At 67.5% G+C, this 25,672-nt stretch carries 20 protein-coding genes; 11 read left to right on the forward strand and 9 right to left on the reverse strand.

Annotation, left to right across the window (positions count from 1 at the left end; all coding sequences use genetic code 11):
• Positions 1-38: 38 nt before the first annotated feature.
• The 4 genes from AC3WT0_RS03405 to AC3WT0_RS03420 are packed head-to-tail and all read left to right on the forward strand — an operon-like array spanning position 39 to position 6,326.
• Complete coding sequence (locus tag AC3WT0_RS03405) at positions 39-3,659, forward strand: hydantoinase B/oxoprolinase family protein (RefSeq protein ID WP_492751467.1); 3,621 nt, start codon at positions 39-41, stop codon at positions 3,657-3,659.
• A complete protein-coding gene (locus AC3WT0_RS03410; protein ID WP_492751469.1) occupies positions 3,656-4,405 on the forward strand; it encodes a DUF969 domain-containing protein in 750 nt (249 codons plus the stop codon). The genes AC3WT0_RS03405 and AC3WT0_RS03410 overlap by 4 nt, the downstream gene beginning before the upstream one ends.
• Positions 4,402-5,328, forward strand: coding sequence for a DUF979 domain-containing protein (locus AC3WT0_RS03415; protein WP_492751471.1), 927 nt, complete (start codon positions 4,402-4,404; stop codon positions 5,326-5,328). The genes AC3WT0_RS03410 and AC3WT0_RS03415 overlap by 4 nt, the downstream gene beginning before the upstream one ends.
• The gene (locus AC3WT0_RS03420) at positions 5,325-6,326 is read left to right on the forward strand and encodes a DUF2891 domain-containing protein (protein ID WP_492751473.1); all 1,002 of its coding nucleotides are present in this window, start codon (positions 5,325-5,327) and stop codon (positions 6,324-6,326) included. Before AC3WT0_RS03415 ends, AC3WT0_RS03420 begins: the two co-directional genes overlap by 4 nt.
• A 24-nt stretch (positions 6,327-6,350) precedes the next feature.
• Here the strand turns inward: AC3WT0_RS03420 and AC3WT0_RS03425 are convergent, their stop codons facing one another.
• The 3 genes from AC3WT0_RS03425 to hflK all read right to left on the reverse strand — a co-directional run bounded on the left by AC3WT0_RS03425 (position 6,351) and on the right by hflK (position 9,931).
• Positions 6,351-7,892 carry a DegQ family serine endoprotease gene (locus AC3WT0_RS03425; protein ID WP_492751475.1) on the reverse strand — a complete coding sequence of 514 codons (1,542 nt, stop codon included), beginning with the start codon at positions 7,890-7,892 and terminating at the stop codon, positions 6,351-6,353.
• Between the two features lie 102 nt (positions 7,893-7,994).
• Positions 7,995-8,855, reverse strand: a complete 861-nt coding sequence (gene hflC, locus AC3WT0_RS03430) for a protease modulator HflC (protein WP_492751476.1) — start codon at positions 8,853-8,855, stop codon at positions 7,995-7,997.
• Complete coding sequence (gene hflK / locus AC3WT0_RS03435) at positions 8,855-9,931, reverse strand: FtsH protease activity modulator HflK (RefSeq protein WP_492751852.1); 1,077 nt, start codon at positions 9,929-9,931, stop codon at positions 8,855-8,857. Before hflK ends, hflC begins: the two co-directional genes overlap by 1 nt.
• 113 nt (positions 9,932-10,044) lie before the next feature.
• Between hflK and AC3WT0_RS03440 the strand changes: the two genes are divergently transcribed.
• From AC3WT0_RS03440 to AC3WT0_RS03450, 3 genes are read left to right on the forward strand one after another with little or no spacing between them, the layout of a single operon-like run.
• Positions 10,045-11,010 (forward strand): Mrp/NBP35 family ATP-binding protein, encoded by a 966-nt coding sequence (locus AC3WT0_RS03440; protein ID WP_492751478.1) that lies wholly within the window; start codon positions 10,045-10,047, stop codon positions 11,008-11,010.
• Between the two features lie 33 nt (positions 11,011-11,043).
• Entirely contained in the window at positions 11,044-11,478 is a 435-nt protein-coding gene (locus tag AC3WT0_RS03445) for a CoA-binding protein (protein ID WP_492751479.1), read from the forward strand.
• The gene (locus tag AC3WT0_RS03450) at positions 11,478-11,822 is read left to right on the forward strand and encodes an MliC family protein (protein WP_492751481.1); all 345 of its coding nucleotides are present in this window, start codon (positions 11,478-11,480) and stop codon (positions 11,820-11,822) included. Before AC3WT0_RS03445 ends, AC3WT0_RS03450 begins: the two co-directional genes overlap by 1 nt.
• 44 nt (positions 11,823-11,866) lie before the next feature.
• Here AC3WT0_RS03450 and AC3WT0_RS03455 read toward each other — a convergent pair whose 3' ends face one another.
• The 4 genes from AC3WT0_RS03455 to ubiA all read right to left on the reverse strand — a co-directional run bounded on the left by AC3WT0_RS03455 (position 11,867) and on the right by ubiA (position 15,648).
• On the reverse strand, positions 11,867-12,514 hold the full coding sequence (locus AC3WT0_RS03455) for a DUF2238 domain-containing protein (RefSeq protein ID WP_492751483.1): 648 nt from the start codon (positions 12,512-12,514) through the stop codon (positions 11,867-11,869).
• 80 nt (positions 12,515-12,594) lie between these two features.
• A complete protein-coding gene (locus tag AC3WT0_RS03460) occupies positions 12,595-13,374 on the reverse strand; it encodes a 3'(2'),5'-bisphosphate nucleotidase CysQ (RefSeq protein ID WP_492751484.1) in 780 nt (259 codons plus the stop codon).
• Positions 13,367-14,713 carry a TldD/PmbA family protein gene (locus tag AC3WT0_RS03465; RefSeq protein ID WP_492751486.1) on the reverse strand — a complete coding sequence of 449 codons (1,347 nt, stop codon included), beginning with the start codon at positions 14,711-14,713 and terminating at the stop codon, positions 13,367-13,369. Before AC3WT0_RS03465 ends, AC3WT0_RS03460 begins: the two co-directional genes overlap by 8 nt.
• Positions 14,714-14,751: 38 nt before the next feature.
• Complete coding sequence (ubiA, locus tag AC3WT0_RS03470; protein WP_492751487.1) at positions 14,752-15,648, reverse strand: 4-hydroxybenzoate octaprenyltransferase; 897 nt, start codon at positions 15,646-15,648, stop codon at positions 14,752-14,754.
• A 149-nt stretch (positions 15,649-15,797) separates the two neighbouring features.
• On the opposite strand from ubiA, the gene AC3WT0_RS03475 reads away from it, so the two are divergent.
• The 4 genes from AC3WT0_RS03475 to AC3WT0_RS03490 all read left to right on the forward strand — a co-directional run bounded on the left by AC3WT0_RS03475 (position 15,798) and on the right by AC3WT0_RS03490 (position 19,402).
• Positions 15,798-16,040: a hypothetical protein gene (locus AC3WT0_RS03475; RefSeq protein WP_492751489.1), complete on the forward strand. Its 243-nt coding sequence runs from the start codon at positions 15,798-15,800 to the stop codon at positions 16,038-16,040.
• A gap of 93 nt (positions 16,041-16,133) precedes the next feature.
• The gene (locus AC3WT0_RS03480) at positions 16,134-17,084 is read left to right on the forward strand and encodes a class I SAM-dependent methyltransferase (RefSeq protein ID WP_492751491.1); all 951 of its coding nucleotides are present in this window, start codon (positions 16,134-16,136) and stop codon (positions 17,082-17,084) included.
• 39 nt (positions 17,085-17,123) lie between these two features.
• Entirely contained in the window at positions 17,124-18,548 is a 1,425-nt protein-coding gene (locus AC3WT0_RS03485; RefSeq protein WP_492751493.1) for an aldehyde dehydrogenase family protein, read from the forward strand.
• Positions 18,545-19,402 (forward strand): ATP-grasp domain-containing protein, encoded by an 858-nt coding sequence (locus tag AC3WT0_RS03490; protein ID WP_492751494.1) that lies wholly within the window; start codon positions 18,545-18,547, stop codon positions 19,400-19,402. The genes AC3WT0_RS03485 and AC3WT0_RS03490 overlap by 4 nt, the downstream gene beginning before the upstream one ends.
• Here AC3WT0_RS03490 and AC3WT0_RS03495 read toward each other — a convergent pair.
• Positions 19,396-23,559 carry a translocation/assembly module TamB domain-containing protein gene (locus tag AC3WT0_RS03495; protein ID WP_492751496.1) on the reverse strand — a complete coding sequence of 1,388 codons (4,164 nt, stop codon included), beginning with the start codon at positions 23,557-23,559 and terminating at the stop codon, positions 19,396-19,398. The genes AC3WT0_RS03490 and AC3WT0_RS03495 overlap by 7 nt on opposite strands.
• Positions 23,556-25,646, reverse strand: coding sequence for an autotransporter assembly complex protein TamA (locus AC3WT0_RS03500; RefSeq protein WP_492751499.1), 2,091 nt, complete (start codon positions 25,644-25,646; stop codon positions 23,556-23,558). Before AC3WT0_RS03500 ends, AC3WT0_RS03495 begins: the two co-directional genes overlap by 4 nt.
• Positions 25,647-25,672: the final 26 nt, after the last annotated feature.

Raw genomic sequence — 25,672 nt, forward strand, 5'->3', positions numbered from 1 at the left:
CTGTGCTTGAAAGGCGGACTTAGGACGATCGGCCGGCGATGCAAGCGCTTGCCCTTGCGCGTTCGATCGCGCATCCGATGACGATGAACGGACAGACGGGCTGGGCCTTTTCGATCGATCGCGGCGGCACTTTCACCGATATCGTCGCCCGCGCGCCCGATGGCCGGATCGTCACGCGCAAGCTGCTGTCTGAAAATCCCGAACGTTATGAGGATGCGGCGCTCGCCGGCATCGCCGCAATCGTGGCGGAGGAAGGCGGCGGCGCGGTCGATGTGGTGAAGATGGGCACCACCGTCGCCACCAACGCGCTGCTCGAACGCAAGGGCGAGCCCCTCCTCCTTGCGATCACGCGCGGCTTCGGCGACGCGCTGCGCATCGGATATCAGGCGCGACCCGATATTTTCGCGCGCGACATCATATTGCCCGAGCCGCTCTACAGCCGGGTGGTCGAGATCGACGAGCGGATGAGCGCGGAGGGCGGGACGTTGCGCCCGATCGACTGCGAGGCGGCGCGCGCCGGGCTCCAGGCTGCTTATGACGATGGGCTGCGCGCCGTCGCCATCGTGCTGATGCACGGGTGGCGCTGGACCGCGCATGAGGCGGAAGTCGCGCGGATCGCACGCGAGATCGGCTTCACTCAAATCTCGGTCAGCCACGAGGTCGGACCGCTCATCAAGCTGGTCGGGCGCGGCGACACCAGCGTGGTCGATGCCTATCTGTCGCCGGTGCTGCGTCGCTATGTCGACCGCGTCGTCGCGGGTCTCGATGCCGGCACGCGCCTCTATTTCATGCAGTCGAACGGGGGGCTGACCGACGCTGCCGCCTTCCGGGGCAAGGACGCGATCCTGTCGGGTCCGGCGGGCGGGATCGTCGGCATGGTCCGCACCGCCGAGGAAGCCGGGTTCGACAGGATCATCGGCTTCGATATGGGCGGCACCTCCACCGACGTCTCGCACTATGCCGGCAGCTTCGAGCGCACCGACGAGACGGTGGTCGCGGGCGTCCGGGTCCGCGCGCCAATGCTGGAGATCCACACCGTCGCGGCGGGCGGCGGATCGATCTGCCGCTATGACGGGGCACGGCTGCGCGTCGGGCCGGAATCGGCGGGCGCGGTCCCCGGCCCCGCCTGCTACCGGCGCGGCGGGCCGCTGACGATCACCGACTGCAACGTGATGCTCGGCCGGATCAGGCCCGATCATTTCCCGCATCTGTTCGGCCCCGACGGCGACCAACCGATCGATGTCGGGATCGTCCGCCGCCGCTTCGCCGATCTGGCCGCCGAGATTGGCGGGATCGCGCCCGAAGGCGTGGCCGAGGGCTTCCTGCGCATCGCCGTCGCCAACATGGCCAACGCGATCAAGCAGATATCGATCGCGCGGGGCCATGACGTCACGCGCTACACGCTCGTCTGTTTCGGCGGCGCGGGCGGACAACATGCCTGCGCCGTCGCCGATGCTCTGGGCATGGAAAGCGTGATGATCCATCCCCTCGCGGGCGTGCTTTCGGCGCACGGCATGGGCCTCGCCGACATGGTCGAGATGCGCCAGCTGACTCTCGGACGCCCGCTGGGTGAGGATTTTGCCCAGGCGCTCGGCGCGCTCGCTGCCGAAGCAGAGGCCGCGCTCACAGCACAAGGCGTGAGCGGCATGGTCCACGTCAATCACCGCGCGGCGCTGCGCTATGAGGGCAGCGACACCGCGCTCGCGGTGACGGTCGCGGCCCCCGACGCGATGCGCATCGCTTTCGAGGATGCCCATCGCCGCCGCTTCGGCTTCGTGATGGACGGGACCGGGATCGTCGTCGAAACGCTGATCGCCGAAGCGATCGCGCCCGGAGAAGCGCTTCGCGAGGCGGCGAGCGGGGCCACCGCAGCGCCGGCCCCGCCTGCCGAGGCGCTGACCGACGTCCACGATCGCGCGACGCTGGCGGTGGGCGCCTCGCTCCCCGGCCCCACGCTCATCGTCGATCCCTCGGCCACCACCTATGTCGCCGAAGGCTGGACTGCGACGGTCGATCCGCACGCCAATCTCATCCTGCGCCGTACCGTCCCGCGCGACGCCGCGCCTGCCATCGGCACCGAAGCCGATCCGGTGATGCTGGAGATCTTCAACAGCCTGTTCATGGCGATCGCCGAGGAAATGGGCGTCGCGCTGCGCAACACGGCGACCTCGGTCAATATCAAGGAACGGCTCGATTTCTCCTGCGCGCTGTTCGATCGCGACGGTGCGCTGATCGCCAACGCCCCGCACATCCCCGTCCATCTCGGATCGATGGGCGACAGCATCCGCACGATCATCGAAAGCCGCGGGCCAACCTACGACGGCGCGCCGCGCGACGGGCGCGGGATGAAGCCCGGCGACGCCTATATGCTCAACGCCCCTTATCGCGGGGGCACCCATCTGCCCGACGTGACGGTGATCATGCCGGTGTCCGTCGCGGAAGGCGACGCCCCCGCCTGGTATGTCGCGGCACGCGGCCATCATGCCGATATCGGCGGGATCGCGCCCGGATCGATGCCGCCCGACAGCCGCAGCGTCGAGGACGAAGGCGTGCTGATCGACAATTTCCTGCTCGTCGACGCCGGTCATTTCCGCGAAGCCGAGACGCGCGCGCTGCTGGCGTCGGGCACATGGCCCGCGCGTCGCCCCGATCGCAATATCGCCGACCTGAAGGCACAGCTTGCCGCTTGCGCGCGCGGCGCGGCTGAGTTGCGCCGCATCGCCGCCGATTATGGCCGCGCGGTCGTCGACGCGTATATGACGCATGTCATGGCCAATGCCGAGGAAGCGGTACGCCAGCTGATCGAGCGCCTGCCCGAAGGCCGCTTCACCTACGAGATGGACAATGGCGCGCATGTCTCGGTCGCCTTCTCGGTCGATCGCGGGGCGCGTTCGGCCGTGATCGATTTCACGGGGACGAGCGGACAGCTTCCCGACAATTTCAACGCCCCCGCCTCGATCTGCCGCGCTGCCGCGCTTTACGCGGTTCGCACGTTGGTCGACGATGCGATCCCGATGAATGACGGTTGCCTGCGCCCGATCGAACTCCGCATCCCCGACGGATCGATGGTCCGTCCGCATTATCCGGCGGCGGTCGTCGCGGGCAATGTCGAGACCAGCCAGGTCATCACCGACGCCATCTTCGCAGCATGCGGCGCGCTTGCCCCGGCGCAGGGCACGATGAACAACTTCACCTTCGGCAACGATCGCCACCAATATTATGAGACGATCGCCGGCGGCGCAGGCGCTAGCGCAACCGCCGACGGCGCAAGCGCGGTGCAGACGCACATGACCAACAGCCGTCTGACCGATCCGGAGATTTTGGAGACGCGCTATCCGGTGATCCTCGAACGCTTCGCGATCCGGCGCGGATCGGGTGGCGCGGGCGCGCATCGCGGCGGCGACGGGGTCGAGCGTCACCTTCGCTTCCGCGAGCCGATGCACGCCGGCATCCTCTCCAACCGCCGGCGCATCGCGCCCAAGGGCATTGCAGGCGGCGGCGATGCGCTGGCCGGCGTCAATCGCGTGCTGCGCGCCGATGGAAGGATCGAAGCGCTGTCCGCGACCGCAGCGGTCGATATGGCGGCGGGCGACATGTTCCTGATCGAGACGCCGGGTGGCGGTGGCTTCGGAACCCCCGAGGGCGAGGCAAAGTCATGAGCCATTATCTGCCTCTGATCGGCATCGCGATGATCGTCATCGGCTTCATCGTCCGGCTGAACCCGCTGCTCGTCGTCGCCGCGGCAGCGCTGGCGACGGGCGTGTCGGCGGGGATCGCGCCCACCCAGGTCATCGCGGCGTTCGGCAAGGCCTATAACGACAACCGCTTCGTCACGCTGATCTATCTCGTCCTGCCGGTGATCGCGCTGCTCGACCGCTACGGGCTACAGCAGCGCGCGCGCATGCTGATCGCCTCGCTCAAGGGCGCAACGACCGGGCGGCTGCTGATCGCCTATCTGCTTTTCCGTCAGCTGACCTCGGCGCTGGGGCTGACCTCGATCGGCGGGCCGGCGCAGACCGTTCGCCCGCTCGTCGCGCCGATGGCCGAGGCCGCCGCCGGCCCGATCGATGAGGATGAGCGCGAGCTGGTGAAGGCCCATGCCGCCGCCGCCGACAATGTCGGCCTCTTCTTCGGCGAGGATATCTTCATCGCGATCGGATCGATCCTGCTCATCAAGGGCGTGCTCGACCAGAATGGCATCGAAATCGCGCCGCTCCATCTCTCGCTCTGGGCGATTCCGACCGCGATCATCGCCTTCGTCATCCATTCGGCGCGATTGCTGCTGCTCGACCGCCGGCTGGCACGTGCCAGATCGTTTGTCCCGAGCGAAGTCGAGGGACGTGTCGGCGCAGGACGTCCCTCGACTTCGCTCGGGACAAGCGGAGAGAGGATGGAAAAGGCATGATCGGCCTGCCCGCGCTCTATGCTCTCGCCGGGGCGATATTCGCCGGCTTCGCGTTGCTGTCCGCGCGCGACAGGCGCTGGGGCAATGCCGCCTTCTGGGGATTGCTCGCGCTCAGCTTCTTCGCGGGGGATAGGATCGGCGACCTCGGCAACGGAATATTGCTGCTCGCGCTCGTCGCCCTGGCGGGCACCGGCGCGCTGCGCAAGGCGGCGCCCGATCTGACGCCGATCGAGATCAAGACCGATCGCGCGCGCCTGCTCGGCAATCGCCTGTTCCTGCCTGCCCTCGTCATTCCCATCACCGCGCTGGCGGGCACGCTGCTGCTCAAGTCGAGCGGCCTCGTCGATCCCAAGCAGGTGACGCTCGTCTCGCTCGGGCTGGGCGTGCTCTTCGCACTCGCCATCTGCTATGCTTGGCTGCGTCCCGGCATCGCCGCGCCGATCGAGGATGGGCTGCGGCTGATGGACTCAGTCGGCTGGGCAGCGATCCTGCCCCAGATGCTTGCCTCGCTGGGCGCGATCTTCGCGCTGGCCGATGTCGGCAACATCGTCGGCGAGATGATGGGGGCGATCATTCCGGCGGGCAATCTCTTCGCCGCCGTCGCTGCCTATGCGATCGGCATGGCGCTGTTCACGATGGTGATGGGCAACGCCTTCGCCGCCTTCCCGGTGATGACCGCGGCGATCGGGCTGCCGATCCTGATCCACGCGCATCACGGCGACCCGGCTGTGATCGGCGCGATCGGCATGCTCGCTGGCTTCTGCGGCACGCTGATGACGCCGATGGCTGCCAATTTCAACATCGTGCCCGCCGCGCTACTCGAACTGCGCGACCGCAACGGCGTCGTAAAGGCGCAGATTGGCACCGCCCTGCCGCTGCTCCTCGCCAACCTCCTCCTCATCTATTTTCTGGCGTTCCGATGACACACAGCCTCACCCCCGAAATTGCCGCGCGCTTCGCAACGATCGCGCTGGGCCACGTCACGCGCGAATATCCGCACAAGCTCGATCAGGTGCTGAACGGCCCCGAAGAGCTCGAGCCGCCGAGCGTCCTCCACCCGATCTTCTACGGCAGCTTCGACTGGCATAGCTGCGTCCACGGGTATTGGCTGCTGCTGACGCTGCGTCGCCTTCATCCCGACATGGCCCCCGCCGCCGCGATCGAGGATCTCGCTGATCGTATGCTGACCGCCGGCAAGGTCGCGGGCGAGCTGGACTATCTCGATCGCGCCTATACCGGCGGGTTCGAGCGCCCCTATGGCTGGGCCTGGCTGCTCATGCTCCACCGCGAGGCACAGCGGCACGAGGATCGCGACTGGGCGGAGGCGCTGGCGCCGCTCGCCCGCGCCTTTGCCGATCGCTTCCTCGACTTCCTGCCGCGCCAAACCTATGCGATCCGCACGGGCACGCACTACAGCACCGCCTTCGCGATGATCCTCGCGATAGAGTGGGCTGACGCCAACGATCCGGCGCTTGCCGACCTGATCCGCGCACGCGCGCTGGATTATTATGCCGCCGATCGCGACTGCCCGGCGTGGGAGCCCGAAGGCGACACCTTCCTCTCGCCCGCGCTGGTCGAGGCGCGGTGCATGAAGCGCTGCCTGCCGCCAGAGGCGTTCGCCCCCTGGCTTGCGCAGTTCCTGCCCCGGCTAAGCGAACGGCAGCCGGCCAGCCTCTTCACCCCCGCGACCGTCTCGGACCGGTCGGACGGCAAGATCGCGCACCTCGACGGCACGAATCTCAGCCGCGCCTGGTGCTGGCGCGAACTTGCGGGATCATTGCCTGCCGAAGGCCACGCGATCGCGCTGGCGGCCGCAGACGCGCATCTCGACGCGGCGCTGCCGCATGTGGCGGGGGACTATATGGGCGAGCATTGGCTCGCCAGCTTCGCGCTGCTCGCGCTGGAAGCCCCGGCGGCATAAGCACGCCGCCGGGGATCGTTCCAATCAGCCGTTCTTGAGCTTCAGCCCGAAATAGGCCGGACGCCCCGATCCGCGCTGAACGAGGACGAGCACGCTGCCGCGCTTCGCGGCCGTGGCTTCCTTCACCGCATCGGCAAGATCCTTGGCGGTCGCGGCGGGCTTCTGATTGATCGTCAGGATCACGTCGCCGCGGCGCAGCGCCTTGGCGGCGGCGTCACTCGACGGATCGACGCTGGAAATGACCACGCCCTTCACGTCGCCCGGCACGCCGAGCGAACGCGCGATGGCCGGGGTCAGCGGCTGGACGGCGATGCCCAGCGCATCCTGAGCCGCCTGCTGTGTGCTCTGCGTGTCGTCATCGTCCTTGTCGAAGCTGTCGTCATTGCCGAGCGACGCGGCAAGCTGCTCCTCGGGAGGACGCTCGCCGACCAGCACGGTGACCGTCATCGGCTTGCCGTCGCGGACCAGATCGATCGGGATGCGCGATCCAACGGGCGTATTGCTGACGAGGTAGGACAGCGTCTCGTCCGGCGTCACCGGCTGGCCGTTGACCTTGATCACCACGTCGCCCTGCTTGATCCCGCCCTTGGCAGCGCCCTGGCCGGGCTCGACGCCGGCGATCAGCTCGCCGCGATTCTTGGGCAGGCCGAGCGACGATGCGATGTCGTCGGTGATCGGCTGGATCTGGACGCCCAGATAGCCGCGCTTGACGTTCTGGCCCTTCATCAGCGTGTCGATGACCGGCTTGGCCTGTTCGGCGGGGATCGCGAAACCGATACCGACATTGCCGCCCGAAGGCGAGAAGATGGCAGTGTTGATGCCGATGACGTTGCCGTTCAGGTCGAACATCGGGCCGCCCGAATTGCCCATGTTGATCGACGCGTCGGTCTGGATGTAGCGGTCATAGGCGCCGCCCTGCCCGGTGTTGCGATGCAGGGCCGAGACGATACCCGAGGTCACCGTGCCGCCGAGGCCGAAGGGATTGCCGATCGCGAGGATCCAGTCGCCGACGCGTGCGCGCGTCGAATCGCCGAACTTCACATAAGGCAGGTTGGTCGCGTCGATCTTGAGCACTGCGAGGTCGGAGACGACGTCACGACCGATCAGCTTCGCCTTATATTCGGTGCGATCGGGCAGCGTCACGGTGATCGAATCCACCGCCGCGCCGTTGCGCCCACCCGAAATGACGTGGTTGTTGGTGACGATATAGCCGTCGGGCGAGACGATGAAGCCCGAGCCGAGCGAGGTCGCCTCGCGCGTCACCGGCCGGCCGCCCGATCCGCCGCCATTGCCCTGATCGCCGAACAGGTTGCCGAAAGGCGTGCCCGCAAACGGGTTGTTGGACTGAACCTCGATCCGCTGCGTCGTGGAGATATTGACCACCGACGGCTGCAGACGAGCAGCCAGATCGGCGAAACTCATCGGCGCGCCGGCGCGCGGTGCGCTGGCCGCGATCGTCCCGGGCTCGTTCTGAGCCACCTGGGCGCCCGCCGGCTGCTGGGCGGTCATCGTCGCGGCGGCACCGCCAACGAGGAGGGCAGTCGTTATAGCGTAGGCGTAACGCACGTCTTCAATGTCCTCTCAAAAGACTGGGCAGGCTCGGCGCGCGATATGCGCGGTCGCAACTTTCATTCCCCGACGCTGAACGGCGATTGAATAATAGCCGAATCAGCGTTTTCCCTCAAATTCGCGGAGATAACCGTTGTTCGGTCCCATGATGATCTGCGCGGCGCCGCTCGCGGTCGTGCCGTCCACCCCGAAGGTGTGGCGGTAGGACTGCATGGCCCGGTAGAAATCATAGAAGTCCGGATCCTTGTTGAAGGCGTCGGCATAGGTCTTCGCGGCATCGGCATCGGCCTGCGCGCGGATGAGCTGGGCCTGCTTGCGGCCCTGCGCATCGATGGTCAGCGCTTCCTGCTCGCGCGCGCTGCGCATGCGGGCGAACGCAGATTCGAGCGGCGCACCATCGGGCAGGTCAGCGCGCTTGATCCTTACGTCGATGATCTCGGCGCCATATTGGCGCGCGACGCGGTTGAGCCCGGCCTGGATATTATCCATCACCGTGCCGCGCTCGGGGCTGAGCAGCGCGGCAAAGCGCCGCTTGCCCAGTTCGTTGCGCAGTTCGGAGCCGAGGATCGGGCGAAGCTGCTCCGACACGCGTTCGGCGGTGCCCGCCGTCACATACATGCGCAGCGGGTCGACGATGCGGTAGCGCGCATAGGCGTCGACGTTCAGGCGAAGCTGGTCGGTCGACAGCACTTGCTGCCGGTCCATCTCGACGTCGAGCACGCGCTTGTCGACCCAGACGATCTGGTCGACGAACGGGATGCGCGCGATCACGCCCGCGCCCGACCGGCCAAAATCCTCGCCCTGCTTGTAGCGGTTGATGATGTAGAGCGGATCGCCGAAGCGGACGACCACGCCCTGCCGCGTCTCGGGTACGACCACGAAGGTCGCGGCGGCGAAGACGAGGAGGACGAACGCGGCGATCGCGACGATCACCGGGGTACGGATGGACAGGCCGTTCATCAGCGCGTCCCCTCTTCCGGAGCGGCTTCAGCCCGCTTCTTCAGCTCGGGCAGCGGCAGATAGGGCGTCACGCCCGGCGTCTCGACGATCGTCTTGTCCACCTTTGAAAGCACGTCTTCCATCGTTTCATAATACATGCGGCGGCGGGTCACGCCGGGCGCAAGCTTATATTGTTCATAGACCTTGTCGAACGACGCGGCCTCGCCCTGCGCCTTCGCCGTCATCTGCTGGGCATAGGCGTTGGCGTTGTTGAGATAGCTGATCGCATTCTGCTGGGCCGCGGTCACCTTCTTGAAGGATTCCATCACCGCCTCGGGCGGATCGGCCTGCTTGATCGCGACACCCTGAATGCGGACGCCCGCACGATAATCGTTGAGCAGCGCCTGCATCTTCTGCTGCACATCGGCCTCGATCGCGCCGCGCCCCGATCCGATCGCGTCGTTCAGCGTCACGCCGGCGATCGCCTGGCGCATCGCGCTTTCGGCGACTTCCTTGATCGTCTCGTCGGGATCGGCGAGCTGGAACAGGTAAAGCGCGGGATCGGAAATACTCCAGCGCACCGAATAGGCCAGATCGACGATATTCTGGTCGCCCGTCAGCATCAGATTCTGCGAATCCGGCGACGGCGATCCGATATCGATCGTGCGAATCTCATCGACGTTGCGCACGATCACCTGATCGAAGGGGGCAGGCAGGCTGAGCCCGATGCCCGGCCCCATCGTGCCGGCATAGCTGCCGAGGCGCAGGATCACGCCGCGCTCCTGCGGGCCGATGCGGTGAAAGCAGGTCAGCGCCAGCCAGAGCAGCACCAGCAGGACGATGGCGTAGAGCCAGATCGGCTTGCCGCCGAAATCGGGCATCCCGCCCCCGCCGCCAAGGCGCGCACGGCCGCGACGCAGAAATTCGTCGATCGCGGCAGGTCCGTTGCCGGGGCGATTGCCACGCGGCCTGCCGCCCGACGGCGGCTGATTCCACGGATTGCGCGGGCCACCGCCCGATCCGCCGCCTCCGCCATTGCCGCCTTCGCCCCCACGGCCACCCCAGGGTCCGCCGTCATTGCCTGCATCGTTCAGCATCGCGCCAGCCGGGGCGATCCGCTCCAGAATTTTCCTCATGGCGCTTCTTATAGGGAGCGAGTCTTACGAAAAACAGTGTCATCCGTCGAACGATCGGCCTATCTGCCCCGGCCATGACCAGCGAAGACCAGATCAGGGCCGCGATCGCGGCTGTCGCGGGCGAGCGCGCAGCCCCCGCGCGCCTCGCCGACGGGCGCGTCACCGTCATCCTCGACACCACCGGACTGGCGCCGGCTAAAGGCGCCGCGCTCGAAGCCGAAGTGCGCAAGGCGGTAGAAGAACTGCCCGGCATCGGCGAAGTGCGCATCGCGCTCACCGCCGAAAAGATCGGCCGCCGGCTGATCGCGATCGGCAGCGGCAAGGGCGGCGTCGGCAAATCGACCTTCGCTGCGAATCTGGCGATCGCGCTCGCCCGTGCCGGCCATGGCGTCGGCCTGCTCGATGCAGATATCTATGGCCCGTCGCAGCCCCGGCTGATGGGCGTCGAGGGCAGTCGCGCGCAAGCGGAGGACAAGCGCCTCATTCCGGTCGACACCCCCTCGGGCGTCCCGATGCTGTCGATGGGGCAACTGGTGAAGCCCGGTCAAGCGATCGCCTGGCGCGGACCGATGGCTGCGGGCGCGCTCGGCCAGCTGCTCGACGCCGATTGGGGTGACAGGGAATTGCTGGTCGCGGATCTGCCGCCGGGCACCGGCGACGTCCAGCTCTCGATGATCCAGAAATATCGGCCCGCCGGCGCGCTCATCGTCTCGACCCCGCAGGATCTCGCGCTGATCGACGCGACGCGCGCGATCGACCTGTTCAATCAGGCCGGCGTTCCGATCATCGGCCTCGTCGAGAATATGGCGGGCTATCTGTGCCCGCACTGCGGCAAGGCCAGCGACCCGTTTGGCCATGGCGGCGCGGAGGAAGCGGCGGCGCGGCTTGGCATCCCCTTCCTGGGGCGCGTTCCGCTCGACATCGCGATCCGCCTCGCCTCCGATGCCGGCGCGCCGCCCGCCGCCACAGGCGACGGCCCGGGCGAGGCCTTCCACGCGATCGCCGCGCGCGTCGACGAGTGGTTGAAACGCAGCGCTTGAGCTAGGCTGCCGCCCCAGCAGGAGAATCGCACCATGCCCCTGACCAGCGACGAGGATATAGCAAGGCTGCTGAGCGAGACGCGGACGATCGCGCTGATCGGCGCATCGGACCGGCCCGACCGCCCGAGCTACGAAGTGATGAAGTTCATGCAAGATCACGGCTACCGCGTGATCCCGGTCAATCCGCAGATCACGGGCGAACATGTGCATGGCGAATTCGTCTGGCGCGATCTCTCGAAGATCGGCGATCCGATCGACATGGTCGAGATTTTCCGCAACAGCGCGGCCGCCGGCGAAGCCGTCGATCAGGCGATCGCTGCCGGCGCGAAGGCGGTGTGGATGCAACTCGGCGTCGTCAACGCGGAAGCGGCGGCGCGCGCCGAAGCGGCGGGACTGAAAGTCGTGATGGACCGCTGCCCGATGATGGAAATACCGCGACTGGGCCTGCCGCCCGTGGGAGACGTATAATGACCAATCTCGTCCGCCTTGCTCCGCTCGCCCTGCTCGCGCTTGCCGCGCCGGGGCACGCCCAATGGCAGTCGCTCGCCGGCAAGCCGACCATCTATCACTGCCCAGACGGGACCAAGGTCGAAGCCTCCTACATCAACACCAACGAAGCCTTCGTCACTTATATGGACCGCAGCGCGCGGATGACCGTCGCCCCCTCGGCCGATGGCGTCCGCTATATCGGCGGCGGCTGGCAATGGTGGACCAAGGGCATGACGCAGGGCATGATCGCCCCGCTCAAGCCCGGCGAGACGATTGCCTCTGCGGCGAGCCAGACCTGCGTTGTGGGCAAGAAGGGAAAGTAGGCCGGCACGCGCTCGACGATTTGCGAGGCGGCTATATAGGGCAGCTATCGTGCTGACCGATCCCCCATGCGCGTGAGCCACAATACGGCGATAGCTGCGCCGGCAATCGCCGCCGCCATGTCCTTTTGCGCATCCCAGACATCACCCTGCTGACCATTATATTTATCCGCCATCCCAGGCGCGATGAGGATCGTCAGGAGCCACTCGAATATCTCGTAAACGGCGCTCACCGCGCCAATGAACAGGAATGCAGTCCAGAGGCTCGCGCGCCATCCCATCCCCGTGCATTGCCGCATCAACTTGGCAAAGGGCAGCACCCACAGGAACCCGAAAGCGAGATGGACGAGGCGATCATATCCGTTGCGCGACAATCCGAACGCACCCGTGATCGTCTGGCCCGTCAGCAACTGCGCCCAATCATCATAAGGCACGTTGGAGTAGGTGTACCGGCCGCCGAGCGTGTGCAGCAGCCAGAACAAGAGCAGCGCCCCCACAGCTTTGTTCGACAATGGCCAGCGGATGAGAAGCAAAGGCGCTGCGAAGATCAGCAGCACAGTCGGCACATGTTGAAGAGGCGCGATTTCAGGATAAGGCTGGCGAATGTTGGCGAGTACAACAGCGAGAGCCAAAGCGAGGAGCGCCGCGAACTGCTGGCGAGGAATCGCTCGCCAGGCATTGAAGTAATCAGTCATGTCAAAGCGATGGCAGCGCCAAGTTATTCTGGGAAGCCCTTCCAAGCTCCTCCTCGTTCAGGCGTGCTGTTCCACGCGCCCTATCGAACGATCGCCACCGCCGCGCGTTCGGCCAGCCGCTCGATGGCGGCGGCGTGAATGCCCGGCGTGCTAACCAGCACGCCGAAAATCTCAGCGCGCGTCGAATTGAAGGACAGCGCGCGTCCGATCGCGTCGCTGGCTTCGGCCCCCGCCTCGCGCGCGATGAGGACGGCGGCTGCGATGTCCCATTCATGCCCCCAGCGCAGCGTCGCGACCAGATCGGCCCGACCCGCTGCGACGAGCGCGATGCGCAGCGCGATCGAGTTGGGCTTGTCGACCGCGACCAGATCGGCATCGACCTTGGGCAATCCGTCGGCGGGCACGCGCGCGCCAGGAAGCCGGTCGCGCACCGCCGCATGGATCGGCAGCCCGTTGAGCGTCGCCCCCTTCCCCACCTCGGCGCGCCAATGCTCGCCGCGCCCCGGCGCGTCGAGCAGGCCGATCACCGGCTGCCCGCCCTCGACGAGAGCCACCGAGACTGCCCAGCCGCTCCGCCCGCGCAGATAGTCGCGCGTGCCGTCGATCGGATCGACCACCCAGACGCGCGGGCCGAGCAGCCGATCGGCGCTATCCGCCGTCTCCTCGGACAGCCAGCCCGCCTCGGGATCGAGCGCGGCCAGCCGCTCGCGCAGCATCCTGTCGGCTTCGAGATCGACGTCGCACACGGGGTGGCCGGGCACTTTCTCCCAGCGTGCGAAATCCTTCTTCTGGAGCGCGAGCGCCATCGCGCCGACCTCGGCCGCCACTTCGGCGACGCGGTCGACGAAGCGCTCAGCCACAGGCGACCGTCATGCCGTCGACCCGCAGCGTTGGCACGTTCACCGCATATCGGAAGGCGAGATCGTTGGCGGGGACGATGTGGCGCAGCATGTCCTTCAGATTGCCGGCGATCGTGAGCTCGGTGACCGCAGGGCCGATTTCCCCGCCCCGGATCAGAAAACCCGACGCCCCCCGGCTATAATCGCCGGTCACGCCGTTCACGCCTTGCCCGATCAGGTGGGTGACGAGAATGCCGTCGCCCACGCCCGCAATCAGCGCCTCGCGCGAAACGTCGCCCGGCGCCATGTGCACGTTGCTTGCACCCGCGCCCGGCGCGCCGCTGGTGCCGCGCGCGGCATGGCCGGTCGGGGCGAGGCCGAGCTGACGCGCCGAAGCGCTGTCCATCAGCCAGCCGGTCAGCACGCCCGCATCGAGAATCCGCGACGCCGCCGTCGGCAGGCCCTCGCCGTCGAAGGGGCGCGAACGCAACCCGCGAATACGGTGGGGATCGTCGAGGATCGTGATGGCCGAAGCCGCGACCTCATCGCCCAGCCGATCGAGCAGGAAGCTCGTCCGCCGCGCGATCGCAGCGCCGTTGATCGCGCCGAGCAGATGGCCGACCAGGCTACCGCCGACGCGCGGATCGAAGATGACGGGCATCGCGCCGCTCGCAAACTTGACCGGATCGAGCCGCGCCACCGCGCGCTCGCCGGCACGACGGCCGATCGTCTCGGCATCCTCGAGATCACTGAGATGGCGGGCCGAATGATAGGCGCCGTCACGCTCCATCCCCGATCCCTCGCCGGCGATCACGCTGGCCGAGGCGCCATGCCCGCTCATCGCATAGGCGCCTGAAAATCCGTGGCTGGTGGCGAGCGCGAACAGGGTACGGCCGACGCTGGCGCCGCCGCCCTCGCTGTTGCTGACGCCCTTCACTGCGCGCGCCGCATCCTCGGCGGCCAGCGCGCGCGCCTTGAGCGTCATCGGATCGGGATCGGCGCCATCGTCGAGGTCGAGCGCGGGAACGCCGCCCTTCATCAGCCGGTCTTCGGGAGCGAGCCCGGCATAGCCGTCCTCGGGCGCCTCGCGCGCCATCGCCGTCGCCCGCTCGGCCAGCGCCGACAGGCTCGCTGCCGACAGATCGGACGAGGACACGCTCGCCGATCGCTTGCCGACGAAGACGCGCAGCCCGATCTCCTCGCCTTCCGAGCGCTGGACATCCTCGAGCGCGCCGAGCCGCACCGCCACCTGCGTCGACGAATCGCCCGAATAGACCGCATCGGCGGCATCGGCCCCCACGCGACGCGCGGCGGCAATCAGGTCATTCACGCGGGCGAGGGCATCGTCTGAACTCAGCATCAGCGTGACTTAATGAGACTGGGCGGCGGGAGCAATCGTCACGCCGTGCCCACGACAACGCAGGCGAGGAAAATCAGGAAGCCGGCGAAGCGGTTCGAGCGGAACTTGGCGAGCGCATCCGCACCATCGTTTTCTTTCAGCGTCGCGATCTGCCAGCCCAGCTGGATCGCGGCAGGCGCCAGCGCCACCACGGCGAGCGGATCGGGCCTGACTTGCCAGATGGCGAACGCCCAGAGCAGCAGCGCCAGCGCATAGAAGCCGCCGACGCCCGCGCGGACATGATTGCCCATGCGCAGCGCCGAGGATCGCACGCCGATCAGCGCGTCATCCTCGCGATCCTGCAGCGCATAGATTGTGTCATAGCCGATCACCCAGGCGATCGACCCGCCGTACAGCAGCAGCACGGGCAACGTGACGCTTCCCGCCACCGCCGCCCAGCCGACCAACGCCCCCCATGAAAAGACCAGTCCCAGCCACGCTTGCGGCCACCAGGTGATACGCTTCATGAAAGGATAGCCGGCGACGAGCGCGAGGCTGGCCAGAGCGATGCCCCCCGCAATCACCGGTAGGCGCAACAGCACGACCAGCCCGATCAGGCAGAGCAGCCCCAGCCACGCCCAGGCCGCCTTCAGGCTTACCGCACCGCTCGCCAGCGGCCGGCCGCGCGTGCGCGCCACCTGCGCGTCGAGATCGCGGTCGACGATGTCGTTATAGACGCACCCTGCCCCCCGCATCGCGATTGAGCCGAGCAGCATCCACAGCAGCAGGTCGAAGCGCTGATAGACACCACCCGCCAGCGCTATGCCCCAGGCGCACGGCCAGTAGAGCAGCCACCAGCCGATCGGCCGGTCGAGCCGCGCGAGCAGGATATAAGGCCGCAGCCGGCCGCCGCGCGCCAGCGCCTGATGCTCGGTATCGGGAAGTGAATCGGACATGCGCGATCCTTAAGGCCGAGCGCGCGGCGCTCCAACCCGCAGTCTTTATGCGAACCCTATGCCGATGGCCGCGCGCCCATCTCGCATCCCTATGCGGCGAGGCGCAATTTCCGTCGCGGTTGAAGCCCCGCCCCATCCGAGGCGCGGCAATGGTCAAAACCGCAATGCCCGATGATCTTCCGATATTATCGCCTAGCCGCCCAGCCCTCCGGGTCGGTCAGGACGCGCACGGCCACTGGCTTGTCCAGGATGAGGCCGGGCTGGTGGAGGGCTTCTTCACGACCCGCAAAAGCGCGATCGATTTCGCGCGGGCGGAAAGCGACTGGCTCCGCATCGGCGTCATCATGGCCGATGCTCCGCTCGCCCGGCGCAGCGCCCCCGCCCGAAGCTGAACACACCATCCCATGCTGACAATCGACCCCACGGCCGGATTTCGCGATCCGGCCCGCCCCACCGCTTTTCCCGACATCCCACTGGAGGATAAAATGGCCCAATCCGCGCTCATCCACCCCATTCCCCTGCCCCATACGCCGGCCGAGGCCGCGCGCGCCTATGACGAGGCCGGGGAGACCTATCGCGCCTATGCCGATGGCGACCGCGAACGGCCCTTTCACTTCAACGGCGCCTATGCTTTCGCCGATCGCGAAATCTGGCAGCGGCTGGACGCGACGCTCGTCCAGCTGCGCACCGCCGGCCGCCATGCGGTCAGGATATTGGACGCGGGCTGCGGCCCCGGCACATGGCTGATCCGGCTGGCGCTGCGTGCCCGCCAGCTCGGCTTCACCGCGATCGAGGGGCGCGGCTTCGACATTTCAGAACATCTGATCGATCTCGCGCGCGATCATGCCCGCACGATCAACGACGAGACGATCGGCCTCGCCTTCGACGTCGCCGACATCCGCACCGCGACCGAGCTGGAGGACGAGGAATCGTTCGATATCGTCCTGTGCCTCTACGGCGTGTTCAATCATCTCGATCAGACGTGCTGCACCGTTGCCGCCGCCGAGCTGTCGCGCGTCTGCGCCGGCGACCTGTTCGTCACCGCGCGCGCCGTCGGCAGCACGCCGACCATTTATATCAGCGAGCTTACCCGCGCCGCCCGCTTCGCGCAGGATAACGGCCATGACCGGCTGGCGATCGACCTTGTCGACGGACGGCACATCGACCTCGATTCGCATCTGTTCGATGCGGCCGAGCTGCGCGGCCTGTTCACGGCGAGCCTAATGCCCGTCGAGACGGTCGGGCTCGATCTCTTCCACGATCGCTTCGCGCCGCGCGCCAACTGGAATCCGCCTTCGGTCTCCAGCGCGCCGATCGGCGAATGGCTCGAACGGCTCGAGCATCTCTGCGCGCATGATCCGGCATTCATCGATTTTGCGGCTCATATCCTCGTTCATGCGCGTTCGGCGTCTTGCCAGTTGCGCGATAAAACCTAATCTGCGCGCAAACAGATTCGAAACGCAGGAGCGGACCCCATGCAGAGCTACAAGCAACATTACATCGCCGGCGCTTGGGTCGACAGCGACGGGGGCACGCCGCACAACGTCATCAATCCCGCGACCGAGGAAGCCTGCACCGAGATCGTTCTCGGTAGCCGCGCCGATGCGGACAAGGCCGTCGCCGCCGCCAAGTCCGCCTTCGCCAGCTGGTCGCAGACCAGCGTCGAGGAGCGCGCGGCGCTGCTCGAGAAGATCATCGCGGTCTACAAGACGCGCATCCCCGATCTCGCCAAGGCGATGTCGCTCGAAATGGGCGCGCCGATCAGCTTCGCGGGCGGCGCGCAGGCGCCGTCGGGCCTCGGCCATTTCGCCTCGACGCTCCGTGCGCTGAAGGAATTCCAGTTCGAGGAGAAGGTCGGCAAGGCGAAGGTCGTGCACGAACCGGTCGGCGTCGTCGCGATGATCACGCCGTGGAACTGGCCGCTCAACCAGATCGCGGCCAAGGTCGCCCCGGCGCTGGCGGCGGGCAACACGATGATCCTCAAGCCTTCGGAAGAAGCGCCCACCTGCGCGGCGATCTTTACCGAGATCCTGCATGAGGCGGGCGTGCCCGCGGGCGTGTTCAACCTCGTCCAGGGCGATGGCCCGACCGTGGGCGCAACGCTGTCCTCGCACCCCGATGTCGATATGGTGAGCTTCACCGGCTCGACGCGCGCCGGCACCGCCGTCGCCGCCGCTGCCGCCCCGACCGTCAAGCGCGTGCATCAGGAACTGGGCGGCAAGGCGCCCAACCTTGTTCTCGAAGGCGCGGATCTGGGCGCGGTGCTGCCGCCGACCGTCATGGGCGTCGTCGCCAATTCGGGGCAGAGCTGCATCGCCCCCACGCGCATCCTCGTCCACAAGTCGCAGGCCGAAGGCGCGACCCAGGTGATCAAGTCGATCCTCGAGGCGACCAAGGTCGGCGATCCCGCGCAGGAAGGCGGGCATATCGGCCCGGTGGTCAACAAGGCGCAGTATGAGAAGATCCAGGGTCTGATCGACAGCGCGATCGAGCAGGGCGCGACGCTCGTCACCGGCGGCCCCGGCCGTCCAGAAGGCATGAACCGCGGCTATTATATCCGCCCCACCCTCTTCACCGACGTGACGCCCGACATGCGCATCGCGCAGGAGGAGATTTTCGGCCCGGTCGCGACGCTGACCACCTACGATAATGACGAGGAAGGGGTCGAGCTGGCCAACGCCACCGTCTACGGCCTGTCGGCGACGGTCTCGGGCGATCCGCACAAGGCTGCCGAGGTCGCGCCGCGCCTGCGCGCGGGCATGGTAACGATCAACAGCTGGGCGCCCGACGGCATCGCGCCGTTCGGCGGCTACAAGCAGTCGGGCAATGGCCGAGAGAACGGCAAGTTCGGCCTCGCCGACTTCATGGAAGTGAAGGCGATCCTCGGCGCGCCCGAGTGAGCGGCCCGACCGTCGACATCATCACGCCCCCGCCGGGCACGGCCTATGCGGGGATGACGGGCGAGGCGTTCGACGTTCTCGCCCGCCTCTTCGCGCGCCACGGGATAAGCGCGTCGGCGCGCGACTGGACCGATGCCGGCCTTGGCACCGCCGACGCGACATTGCCGCTGCTCGCCTGGGGCTATCATCTCGATCCCGTGGGCTGGGATGCGCTGCTCGATCGCTGGCCTGCCGATGCGCGGCTGATGAACTCGGCGCGGCTGCTTCGCTGGAACGGGCGCAAGACCTATCTGTCCGAACTCGCGGCGGCAGGCGTCCCGATCGTCCCCACCCATTTCGTACCGCTCGCAGACGAAACCGCGCTGGCCAGCGCCTTCGCCGATTTCGACGGCAGCGAGATCGTGGTGAAGCCGCAGGTCTCGGCGGGTAGCCACGATACGTTCCGCCTGCACCGCGGCGATCCGCCCCCCCGCACGCGCGACGCGATGATCCAGCCCTTTCTCTCCGCCGTTGCCGGCGAAGGCGAACTGGCCGTCTTCCTGATCGGCGGGCAGCTGAGCCATGGCGGCGTCAAGCGTGCAGCGGCGGGTGACTTCCGCGTCCAGCCGCAGTTCGGCGGCCGGATCGACGCCTGGCAACCCGACGCCGAAGCGCTGGCGGTGGCGCGCGCTGCGGTCGCGGCGCTGCCCGAAGCGCCTTTCTACGTCCGTGTGGACCTGATCCGCCTGCCCGAGGGCCGGCTCGCCGTCATGGAAGTCGAGGCGATCGAGCCCGATCTCTATCTGCACCTCGCGCCCGACGGCGGCGACATGCTCGCCCTCGCGCTGCGCGAGGCGATCGCCTTCGCTCAATAATCCTTCGAGACGCGGACGTTGGCGCTCGACCGTCCCATGGTCGAGATCGTCGCGAGCAGCGACAGCCAGCGGGTGAACTGGAACTCGACGCGCGTCGCCGAATAGCCCTGCCCGTCGGTGATCACCTCGACATAGATTTTGCGCGTAACATATTTGCCCGCCGCGACCGAGGTGCCCTGATTCTGCGTCGGATCGGCTTGGATGATGCGTAGCCGGTCCAGCCCGATCGCGCTGCGCACCTTGTTGATCGGGTCGAGACCACCGCCGCTCTGCAGCCCCGCGACGGCGGCGGCGAGTTGCAGCGCCTCGGGCGCCGACAGGTTGGTGATCGACGTGCCGAACAGCAGGCGCGACAGCAGCTCGTCCTCGGGCAAGGCGGGCGTGCTGGTAAAGCTGATCTCGGGATGCAGGCCGGTGCCGCTGACGCGGATCGTGGCGCTCAGGCTGTCCATCGTTGCCGAGGCCTGGATGTCGAGCGTCGGGTCGATCGGCGTACTGCCGGTGAAACGGATCGTGCCGCGATCGAGCTCGAAACTACGCCCCGCGAAATCATAATTGCCGCGCAGCAAGGTCGCCTGCCCGACGATCACCGGCGCATCGAGCGTGCCGCTGAGATTGAGCGTCGCCCGCCATTCGCTGTCGAGGCCAAGCCCCGTTACCATCATCCGGTTGCGCGCATTGGCCTTCAGCGCGAGCCGCCAGGGCGCCGGCGGTGCCTGCTCCTCATCGTCGCCGCGCTGATTGATCTCGATGACCGACAGATAAGGCACGGCGGCGGCGGCCTGTGCCATGCCCAGCTTGTAGCGGCTCCGGTTCAGCTGGACGTCTCCACCGATCACGCCGCCATTGCCTTCGGACTTGACGGTGATCGGGCCGCTGACCGTCGCGCCGATATCGTCGCGATTGATGAGTTCGGCATTATCGGCCTGGAGCGCGAGATCGATGCCAATGCCCTTGTCCGACGAGAACTCGAATGTCCCGCGCCCGCTGAGGCTGCCATCGCCGGCGCGCGCGGCGAAACTGTCGATGACGAGGCGCGATCCGTCGAAGCGCCCGCCCACCTTCATGCCCGTGAGCACGGTGCCGCTGACCGCGCTCTGCAACCGCGTGCCGTCGCTCCGCAGCGATCCCCTGATCTCGGGGTCGGCCAGCGTTCCCGTCACGTCCGCACCGATCGCAAGCGGGCCCGAAAGATCGAACAGTTCGGTTCCGGCGAGCCGCCAAAGCGTATCGGCCGGGCCGTCATAGCGAAGCTGGGCGAACAGCGGGGCGCGGCTCAGCCGGTCAAACAGGGCGCCTTCGCCAAGCGGAGCGATCCGTGCCTGCGCCCGCCCGATCGTCTTGCCGCCGCTCACCGCGATCGCGCGCACCGCCGCGCTGTCGCCCGCGAGCGCCGCCTTGACGCCGACGTCGATCGGCGTCGAGGAGAGGACCAGGCCCGATCGGCTCAGCCCGCGAATGACGATGTCGGCCTGCCCCGAAGGCGTGCCGCCGACCGGTGCGTTGTAGGAGAATTTGCCGCTCGCCAGGCCGGCAAGCCCTAGATTGGGCGCAGCGAGATCGAGCACCGCCAGCGGCAGTTTCTGCACCGTCGCCTGTGCGCTGTTCTCGCCATCGCCATAGCGGCCCGAAACCGTCGCCGCGCCACCCGCATAGGAAAGCGCGGTCGGCGACAGCCGCCATGCCTCGCCCTCGCGCGTCAGCACCGCCGGCGAAGTGAGTTTGATCGGCTTCTGGTCGACCGTGCCGCCGCCCGTCAGGCTGATCCGATCCGGGGTCACCTGCGCCGCCAGTTTGACGTCGAAGGCGCGTCCTCGTTGGCCGGTCAGCGCGGCATTGACGGTGCCGCTGCCTCCCTTCATCGAAACGTCTGCGGTCAGCGAGGACAGGGCAAGCGACCCCCGCCGCAGCCCCAGCGCGCGCACCTTGGCCTCCACGTCCAGCCCCGCCGGATCCAGCATCAGCGTGGCGTCGACCGAAAGCCGCCCGGCCGCGATCGGCGGCGGCCCGGCAAGGCGCACGCGCCGCCCGTCAATATCCATCACGATGCGCTGGATGTCGCCGACGGGATCGAATTTCAGCGATCCGGTGATCCCCGCGCCGCTCAGCGCCAGGCTCCCCTCGAACCCGCCGGGCATCGAGACCAGATCACCCTCGGCGCGCATCCCCGAAACCTCGATCGGGGAGACGCGGATCCGCGTCGGCTGGCCCGGCGGCATCAGGATCGCGCCCGTCGCGGTGAACGGCCCCAGCGTCGATCCGCCGTCGGCGCGATAGACGAAGCCCACGGCATTGGGATCGAGATGCGCACGCACGTCGGTCAGCCCTAGCGCGTCGAGCGGGCGCGGCAGGAACAGGTCGACCGTAGGCTTGTCGATCTCTCCGTCGAGCGTCAGCTTCAGCGCGCCATACTGCGCCTGCTTGCCCTGCCCTTCGAAATGGAAGCTGCCGTCGAGCCGGCGATAACCATTGCCCGCCAGCGTCATATCGGGCGCGACGATCTTCAGCCCGGCGAAATGGATGATGCCGTCGGGCGTGCGCTCCAACCGCGTCTCGAGGCGTGGTAGCCCGCCGGCCAGTCCCTTCAGGAACTCGTTGTCGAAGCGCCGCACCCAGGCCTGCCCCGCGCCGACGATGCGCGTACCCTTGCCGTTCGCGCCGGGGACGATCTTCAGGTTGCTCTTCACGTCGACGATGCCGAGGCCGGGGATCAGATAGCGCATCAGCTGCGCCTGCAACCCCACGTCGTAACGCCCCGTCGCCAGATCGACATAAAGGCTGATCAGGCTGTTGAGCTTGTTGGAGTGGAAGCGCAGCGCATCGGCCATGATCGCCTTGCCGGTCACGCGCAACTGCCCGTCGATCACCATGTTGGCGAGGATGCCGCCGGCAATGTCGCCGGCCCCGGTCACGCGCGCCGCCTTGATCTGGATGGGCACGATGACGGGCGAGGGTGACAGCCGGCCACGCCCGGAAATCTGCACCAGATCGAAGCCCGTCTGGTCGAAGGCGATGTGCGGCGAGGCCAGCAGATACTGGAACCCCGCCGTCGCGAACGGCCCGTCGAGGATGATCCGCCCCCGCACGTCGCGCCCGGTCATGTCGGGGAACAGCGCCTTGGGCTTCAGCAGGTCCAGGCTGATCCGCATGTCGTCGAACGCGCTGTGCGCAAGGTCGGCGACGCCCTTAGCGCCCACCACCAGCTCGGACGTCGCAAGCCTCAGGTCGGTATCGAGCCTGCGGTCGGCAAGCCGCGCCGCCCCCTTCACATCGACACCGCCTGCGGTCAGCCGGCCGACGATCCCCTGCATCAGCACGGCGGGATAGAGCTTGCCCTGCAACGCATAGAGCCCGTCATTAGCCGACAGGCCGAGATTGGCGACGGGACGCCCGCCGACGATCAGCCGCCCCCCGCCCTTCCAGCCATGCCATTTGCCGTCGCCCGCAACCGCAAGGGTCAGCGGCTGCTGCGTGCCCAGCAGCGCCCCGATGACGCCGCCGGCCGCCGAACGGACGTCGGCGGTCATGTCGAACCGATCGCCATCGGGCTCGGCGTCGAGATCGATCAGCGCATGGTCGGTCGTCCCGGCATCCGCCGTCAGCCGGATCATCGCGCGCCCGCGGTGAATGTCGGCCGATCCCTTGAGCGTCGCCATGCGCGCCGTCCCGGCGATCTTCTCATCAATGCGCAGCCGGTCGATACGCAGCTCGCCGATCCGGATGTCGAAGCCGGGCAGCATCGGGCCGGGCTTGCCGGGCCGCGTCTCAGGCTTCTTGCGCAACGTCGCGGCCGGCGCGGTGACGCTGTTGATGTCGAGCCGGTTGGCGAGCCACGCGAGCGGCCGCCAGTCGAGCGAGACCTCAGGCGCCTCGAACAACAGCCCCTTTATGTCATAGACGCGCACGTCGCGCAGCCGCGCCCGGTTGTAGATCGATCCGTCGATGCGCCCGACATGGAAGCGCAGCCCGGTGGCGGTCTCGATCCGGCTGATACGATCGGCGATGAAGCGATGCCCCGCGCCGGTATCGATGCCCCACAGCGCGCCGACGATCAGCAGCACCGGCAGGGCAGCGAACACCACCAGCCATTTGAGCCAGCGGCGGCGCGGCCGCGGCGCAGCGACGGCCGCCTGCTCTTCGGGCACGTCCGCGCTCAAAAGGCCTGCCCCAGCGAGACATAGACGGTGACGCGCGGATCGCCCGGTTGCGGGTTGATCGGCGTGCCGACATCAAGGCGGATCGGCCCGAAGCTGGTATAATAACGGACGCCCAGCCCGGTGCCGTAACGCATGCCCGAGAATTTGGGATAGGCGCTGCGATAGATGTTGCCCGCATCGAGGAAGGGGACGACGCCGAACGCACCGAAGCGGACGCGCGATTCGATCGAGAACTCCGCCAGGCTGCGCCCGCCGATCGGATCGTTATTGGCGTCGCGCGGGCCGATATCCTGATAGCCATAGCCGCGCACCGATCCGCCGCCACCGGCATAGAAGCGCCGAGACGGCGCGATGCGGTCGGCCGAGGCACCGACGATCGTGCCCAGCCGCACGCGCCCCGCGATCACCAAGCGATCGCCAAAGGGCTGATAGGCGCTGCCGTCGATCTGCGCGCGGCCATAACCGAAGGTGCCCGACTGGAAAGACAGTTCAGGCGACAATTGCCCGCTCAGGCGGAAGCCGCTCTTGGGATCGAGCAGATCGTCGGTGCCGTCATAGCCGAGCGTGCCCGGAACCGAGGCAATGAAGAATGTGCGTCGGCGTGGCGTCGCTTCCGGTCCGACCGTGTCGCGTTCGTCGGACAACGAGAGATTGCCGCCGACCGACCAGGTCCATTTCTTCTGGAAGATGATGTTCGTCTGGCGTTCGATCCCGGCGCCAACCGAGAATGTCTTGGCGTCATAGGCCGACCGGTCGACATGGCTGGCGATCACTTGCGCGGTCAGCACATGATCGCGCTCGTAGAAATTATTCTGCCGCAGCGTGGCGCTCAGCGACTGTTCCTGCGTGCCCGCCACGCCCTTGAAAGTCACCGCTCCCTCGGGCTTCAGCAGGTTGCGATGCTGCCAGCTCACCGCGAAGCGCGCGCCTTCGCCCGTGCCATAGCCCAACTCGGCGGCGACGGTGCGCGGCGGCGCGCGATCGAGATTGACCGAAATGTCGACTGTATCGGGCGTAGCGCCCGGCACCGGCTCGATCTTCACCGTCGAGACCAGCCCGGTCTGGATCAGCGCACGGCGCAGATCGGTCAGCCGGCTCGCTTCGTATGGCTCGCCCGGTTTGAAGCGCGCGATCGTTTGGACATGCTCGGCATTGAAGATCGATCCGTCGGGAACGATGATTCGCCCGAAATTGCGCGCGCCGCCCGTATCGACATGCAGGGCATAAGTGCCGCTGCGCGCGTCATGATCGACGACGATCCGGGGCTCGTCGAGCTTGGCGAAGGGATAGCCTTCCTCGCCCAGGCTCGTCTTCAGCGCATCCTGCCCGCTCTGCACGGCGGTGGCGTCGATCGCGTCGCCGCTCTTCAGGCCCAGCGCCGCCATCAGCCGCTGCTGCTTGGCGCCGGTGCTTTCGAGGCCGGTCACATCGACGCTGGTGAAATGATAAAGCTGCCCCGGCCGCGCGGTGAGTACGACCTTCAGTTCGCGATTGGCCTCCAGCGTGACCTCGGTCGAGACGCGCGCATCATAATAGCCCTCGGCGCGCAGCAGGCTGTCGAGCAGCTTGGCGTCTTCCTGCGCGCGCCGGTCGATCTGCGCGACGTTGGCAGCCTTCTTCTGGCCTGCCTTCAACGCCGACAGTCCGTTGAAGCGGCTTTGGATGCGCTCGACCTGCTCGGGCGGCAGCCCGGCCAGCTCGGTGCGATAATGATAATTGGCCGCCGCATCGGCCTCGATCGCGGGTTTGGCATTGCCGGAATCCTGCTCCGCCGCTCCTGCCTGGGTGGTATCGGCGGCGACGGGCGGCGCGGCGGGCGCAGGCTCGGATGGCGGCGTCTCCGCAGGCGTCGGCCCGGGCGCAGCCTGTTCGACGGGGTCGGGCGTGTTGAGATCGGGCCAGTCGACGCCCAGGTCGGTCATCGGGGCCAGTGGCGATTCGGGATCGAGCGAGGGTGCGCCCGACTGCGCCGGGGTCGGCGCTGGAACGGGCGCTGGCGCCTCGACAACGGGCGTTGTCTGCGCGCGCGCAAGCGTCGCCGGGATCGGGCATCCGATCACGGCGAGCCCGCAGAGACTATGCCGCAACCCTCTCGACCCCATGCCCCTGCTCT

This window comes from Sphingomonas sp. EU05-FHT14C10 (assembly GCF_058790595.1).